This window comes from Pseudopedobacter sp. (genome assembly GCF_040392825.1).
Classification (GTDB): domain Bacteria; phylum Bacteroidota; class Bacteroidia; order Sphingobacteriales; family Sphingobacteriaceae; genus Pseudopedobacter.
This window is the reverse complement of sequence record NZ_JBEBVH010000262.1, coordinates 1-5,307: the sequence shown is the minus strand read 5'-3', so window position 1 is coordinate 5,307 and position 5,307 is coordinate 1. Positions and strand designations below refer to the sequence as shown.

The following is a 5,307-nucleotide window of genomic DNA, read 5'->3' as shown; positions in this document are numbered from 1 at the left end:
CAAAGTGTTTTTACACTACCATCGTTTATTTGTCCTTCTCCCCGAGGGAGGTGCCTAGTGGGCGGATGAGGGCGAACCTATTATTCACCTTTGCAAAACCATTCCCATACATCATTCTCGTTTTGTCTGAAAGGCAAGATAGAATAACCTGACGGTAATTTAGAGACATCAATCTCTAAGCCATGGATTTCCTATGCTGCAAAGGTGTTCTTCCGATAATACCTTTAAAACTCTTGTTAAAGTGAGAGAAGTTATTGAAACCGCTTTCAAAACATATATCAGAAACACTCTTATTCGTTTCTATCAGCAGCTTTGCAGCGTGGTTGATTCTTAGCTCTATTAAAAATCCAGAAAAAGTTTTTCGGGTTCTGGCTTTAAAATACCTGCAAAACGCATGGGGCGTAATATTGGCAACTTCAGCAATTTCCTTCAATTCTATTTCTCTGGTATAATTGTCCAACAGATATTGATAAACATTATTCAACCGGTCCATTTCTGTAGCAGAATTGAATTCGATATTGTTCTGCTGATTAACAATTTCCAAATCCTGAGATAAGGAAAGCTGTTCTAATATTTGAAGTAAAAGGATAATTCTTTTGATGCCTTCGCAACTTAAAAGCTCATGCATCCATTCGGCAACCTTCTCTTTAGATTTTCCGTTTATCCGAATCCCTTTTTTAGCGTTTTCGAGAAGCTTTAATACCTGCTTATTCTCTGCCAGGCTAAAAAAGCCGTCACCAAAGCAATCTGGTGAAAAGTGCATAACTATAGCTTCCAGTTTTTCTGATGCGCCAGGTTGCAGATAAATCTCGTCGCTACGCCAAAGATGAGGTAGCTGAGAGCCAAACATAATTAAGTCTCCCGGTTTAAAGGGCTGTATATGATCTCCTGTAAACTGTAATCCGGATCCTTTAACAATATAAACCAGCTCGACTTCGTGATGGAAATGCCACATTTTGTAGAAATGAGAGACGATATCGTATCTCACATTAAAAGAATGTTCGGGGTTTAAGGGTATTTTTAATAAATGTGGCTTCATACTAAATTACAGTAAAAATACAGGTTTTTATTTAGAATGATTATATATATGTTAAAATACCATAAGAATTAGCTAAATACATGCAAAAACAAACAATGCCATTTATCTAACTTTATGATTCTGTTATCAGACCATTAATTTATTAATTATGAAAGTTGGGTTGTTTATCCCATGTTATATAGATCAGTTATATCCCAATGTCGGGATAGCAACTTATCAGTTACTTAAAAAATTAGGTTGCGATGTAGATTATCCGCAAAACCAAACCTGTTGCGGGCAACCTATGGCAAACAGCGGGTTTTCACATTTGAATGCTGGTTGTGACCAGAATTTCGTACGTAATTTCAGCGAGTACGACTACATAGTTGGTCCATCAGGCAGTTGTGTGCTCCATGTAAAAGAGCATCTTAAGGATGAAAATAACCCTGGGAAAGCGATACATATCAGAAAGCACATCTACGAACTAACCGAATTTTTGACCGATATACTTAAAGTCGATAAACTCAATTCTAAATTCCCTTACAAAGTAGGTTTGCACAACAGCTGCCACGGACAGCGGGGTTTGGGCTTGTCGTCGATGTCAGAAAGAAACCTTCCGGCTTTTTCTAAAGTAGAAGATCTGCTAAGCCAGGTAGATGGCTTAAGCTTAAAAAGACCTAAAAGAAACGACGAATGTTGCGGTTTTGGCGGAACCTTTTGTGTATTTGAGGAAGCTGTGAGCGTAAAAATGGGAAAAGACCGGGTGGAAGAACATGAAGATAACGATGTGGACTTTATTACCGGAGCGGATGTAAGCTGTTTGATGCATTTAGAAGGTATTTTAAAAAGAAAAGGCAGCAAAGTTAAAACTATTCATATTGCAGAAATTTTAAATCATGACTAAGGTTTTAGATCACGCGACAGCCGCCGAGGCGTTTATAAAAGATGAGGAAAGAACCAATTGGCATGACGACACCCTTTGGTTTGTAAGGCAGAAAAGAGATCTGGCAGCTCATGGAGTTCCCGAATGGGAGACTTTAAGAGCCTGGGCTTCCCAGATCAAAAACCATACACTTTCCAAAATGGACGAATATCTGGTTCAGTTTGAAGAGAATGCGCGGGCAAATGGTGTCCATGTGCATTGGGCAAAAGATGGCGATGAGCATAACAGAATTATTCATGACATTATGAAAAAACATGAGGTCAGGAATGTCGTGAAAAGCAAGAGTATGCTTACAGAAGAGTGTCATTTAAACAGCTATCTGGCAAAACATGATATCGATGTGGTAGATACGGATTTAGGCGAAAGAATTGTTCAGTTCAGAAAAGAGCCACCAAGCCATATTGTTTTGCCTGCTATCCATCTTAAAAAGCAGGATGTAAGCGAAACTTTTCATCAGCATATAGGTACAGAGAAAGGTAATAACGACCCTCAGTATTTAACGGAAGCAGCAAGACAGCACTTAAGAAATCATTTTATTGAGTCTGACCTGGCGATTACCGGAGTGAATTTCGCGGTGGCCGAAACCGGAGGGTTTGTAGTCTGTACCAACGAAGGTAATGCAGACATGGGAGCACATACAGCAAAAGTACATATCGCATGTATGGGGTTCGAGAAAATTATTCCGAAAGCTAAACATTTAGGTGTTTTCCTGAGATTATTGACCAGAAGTGCTACGGGACAGCCAATAACAACCTACTCAAGCCATTTTTTAAAACCCCGAGAAGGGCAGGAAATGCATATTGTTATTGTTGATAATGGCAGAAGCAGGCAATTGGGCAGAAAAGATTTCCGTAATTCCCTGAAATGCATCAGATGTGCAGCTTGTTTCAATACTTGTCCGGTTTACAGAAGGAGCGGAGGTCACAGCTACCATACGGCAGTTGCCGGCCCCATAGGATCTATCCTGAATCCAAACCTGGATATGAAAGCCAACGCAGATTTGCCTTTCGCGTCTACCTTATGCGGTTCATGCAGTAATGTTTGTCCGGTTAAAATTGACATTCACGAGCAGTTATGGAAATGGCGTCAGGAAATAGTTAAAGAGGGATATGTTGCAGAAAGCAAATCTTTGGCTATGAAAGGAGCCGCCTGGTTGTTTTCTAAACCGTCTGTATACAGGGCCGTAGCAAAAGTAGGGCTTTCTGTGATGCGCAACATGCCTTTTATGGTGAACAATAAATTAAACGCCTGGTACAAGCAAAGGGAAATGCCCGAAGCTCCAAAAGAAAGTTTCAGAGATTGGTACAATAAAAATAATAAGTAATGAGTGGTTCAAGAGATTCAATATTATCGGCAATTAAGGCCAATAAACCAGAAGAGGTAGCACTACCCGAAATTGATTTTGGAGTGCTAATGTCTTTTGGGAATTTAACAGAGCAGTATTGCGAAATATTACTGAAAATTGGTGGTCAGTTTAAACTGTTTAATAGTCTTGATGAAATTAAACATACAATAGAAGCCGAAAAGAATGGCGCCCTGGTTATCGATACCCTTAATTTATCTGAAGAAGACAGGCACAATTTGTATAGCAAAACCTCTAAAGAATTAGAAAAATTAGATCGCGTTTACATCAAAGGTACTGTTGGTGTGGCAGAAAATGGAGCTATATGGATTAGTGAAAATGCACTTCCACACAGAATTTTACCTTTTATAACACAACATCTGGTGCTGGTTTTAAATGTTAAAGACATAGTGCCTACTTTACACCATGCTTACGAAAAGATTTCTTTTGAGGATTTAGGTTACGGTGCTTTTATCGCCGGTCCGTCTAAAACGGCAGATATCGAACAAAGCCTGGTTATAGGAGCCCATGGCGCCAGAAGCCTGATGGTGTATTTGGTTCAGGAGTAAACAGCGCAGTTTTCATAACAACCGAGTCTATTTATTAGCGATTGTTTGTTATCACCTGAAAAATAGTTCTTTTCGTCTTACACTATAAAAAAGATTTGTAATAAATTATTTCTTCACTTCCGGATATCGTTTTTAAAACAGACGATGTCCGGAAGATTCGAAAAGAAACTACACATATTTTACAAGCTCAGACCTCAAAAACAAGAAAGCAGAATAAATATTATGAGGCCTAAATTTTATCTATCTTTGCAGAATGAAATTTCCAAAGTTCGAGGACATCATACTATTTGAAGATTCTGATATTATTATTGTAAACAAACCGCCATTTTTAAGTTCTCTTGACGAAAGGGAAGGAAAAGAAATCAACCTGTTGAGAATGGCAAAGAAATATGCAGAAGACGCGCAGATTTGCCACCGTTTAGATAAAGAAACATCAGGATTGCTGGTTATTGCAAAACATCCCGAAGCTTATCGACATATGTCTATGCAATTTGAGCATAGAAAAGTAAAGAAAGTTTATCATGCTATAGTAGACGGCACTCATGTCTTCGAAGATCTTTTGGTAGACCTTCCTATTTTAAATATTGGTAAAGGTAATGTGGTGATTAGCCGAAGTGAGGGTAAGAGAGCCGAAACCTGGTTTAACTCACTCGAATATTTTAAACATTATACCCTAATAGAATGTAAGCCTGTTACTGGTAGAATGCATCAGATTCGTATACATTTGGCAACACAAAGAGCTTCTATTACAGGCGACAAAATGTACGGCGGACAACCGGCATTTCTTTCCAAAATAAAAAGAGGATACAGATTAACAGATGAAGAGGAACAGCCTATCATGAAGCGGTTTGCGTTACATGCAAGACAGTTAACTTTTCTTAAGCCAAATGGCGAAGAAATAACTATAGAGGCAGAGTATCCTAAAGATTTTGGTGTATTACTAAAATTACTACAGAAAAACGATGTTTAGTGGCAAAGTCAGATCTGCTAATAAATGTTACTTCCGTTGATTTGTGTTACCGGATAAGTTCGAACAATTGTAAAAGAAAAGGAGCTATCTAAAGGCCTAATTTGTCTTCCTGATTTTTGGGAAGCAGAGTCAAGATATGCTTCGAATAGCACTACAAAGACTTCGACTCTCCCGAAGCGATTTGCCTGACGGTACATAGCTGGGGCCGGCCTTGGAAAATTCGCAGCAAAGGCCAATAAATCTTGAGCAGTAATATTCAAGTTCAGACAAGCGTTAGGAAAGCGAGCAAGCGCAGGTAAAGCCGCTTAATTTTTGAAGGGGAGCTCATAGCGACTGCGCTTTCCACCGACAAAGATTTATTGAGGATTTGCAAGAAAGGTCACGCAGCCGGGAGTTTTTGGCTACTTTTTGCGGAAAAAAGTAGCTTGAGCTGGGCCGCTCAAGAGGCCCGGAAAGGTATGCGCG

The 5,307-nt window shown here is 39.2% G+C and carries 5 protein-coding genes; 4 read left to right on the top strand and 1 reads right to left on the bottom strand.

Annotation, left to right across the window (positions count from 1 at the left end; all coding sequences use genetic code 11):
- Positions 1-175 precede the first annotated feature (175 nt).
- On the bottom strand, positions 176-1,039 hold the full coding sequence (locus ABWO41_RS15005) for an AraC family transcriptional regulator (protein WP_353139811.1): 864 nt from the start codon (positions 1,037-1,039) through the stop codon (positions 176-178).
- Between the two features lie 148 nt (positions 1,040-1,187).
- On the opposite strand from ABWO41_RS15005, the gene ABWO41_RS15000 reads away from it, so the two are divergent.
- The 4 genes from ABWO41_RS15000 (at position 1,188) to ABWO41_RS14985 (ending at position 4,842) form a co-directional block, all read left to right on the top strand.
- The gene (locus ABWO41_RS15000) at positions 1,188-1,922 is read left to right on the top strand and encodes a (Fe-S)-binding protein (RefSeq protein WP_353139809.1); all 735 of its coding nucleotides are present in this window, start codon (positions 1,188-1,190) and stop codon (positions 1,920-1,922) included.
- Positions 1,915-3,285: a lactate utilization protein B gene (locus ABWO41_RS14995; protein WP_353139807.1), complete on the top strand. Its 1,371-nt coding sequence runs from the start codon at positions 1,915-1,917 to the stop codon at positions 3,283-3,285. The genes ABWO41_RS15000 and ABWO41_RS14995 overlap by 8 nt, the downstream gene beginning before the upstream one ends.
- Positions 3,285-3,872, top strand: coding sequence for a LutC/YkgG family protein (locus ABWO41_RS14990; protein ID WP_353139805.1), 588 nt, complete (start codon positions 3,285-3,287; stop codon positions 3,870-3,872). Before ABWO41_RS14995 ends, ABWO41_RS14990 begins: the two co-directional genes overlap by 1 nt.
- A 253-nt stretch (positions 3,873-4,125) precedes the next feature.
- A complete protein-coding gene (locus ABWO41_RS14985) occupies positions 4,126-4,842 on the top strand; it encodes an RluA family pseudouridine synthase (RefSeq protein WP_353139802.1) in 717 nt (238 codons plus the stop codon).
- The last annotated feature ends 465 nt before the right edge of the window (positions 4,843-5,307 follow it).

What these genes read in the sequence shown, in the direction of transcription:
- ABWO41_RS14995 (WP_353139807.1), top strand. Translation starts at nt 1,915, where the DNA reads ATGACTAAGGTTTTAGATCACGCGACAGCCGCCGAGGCGTTTATAAAA.
- ABWO41_RS15000 (WP_353139809.1), top strand. Translation starts at nt 1,188, where the DNA reads ATGAAAGTTGGGTTGTTTATCCCATGTTATATAGATCAGTTATATCCC.
- ABWO41_RS14990 (WP_353139805.1), top strand. Translation starts at nt 3,285, where the DNA reads ATGAGTGGTTCAAGAGATTCAATATTATCGGCAATTAAGGCCAATAAA.
- ABWO41_RS14985 (WP_353139802.1), top strand. Translation starts at nt 4,126, where the DNA reads ATGAAATTTCCAAAGTTCGAGGACATCATACTATTTGAAGATTCTGAT.
- ABWO41_RS15005 (WP_353139811.1), bottom strand. Translation starts at nt 1,039, where the DNA reads ATGAAGCCACATTTATTAAAAATACCCTTAAACCCCGAACATTCTTTT.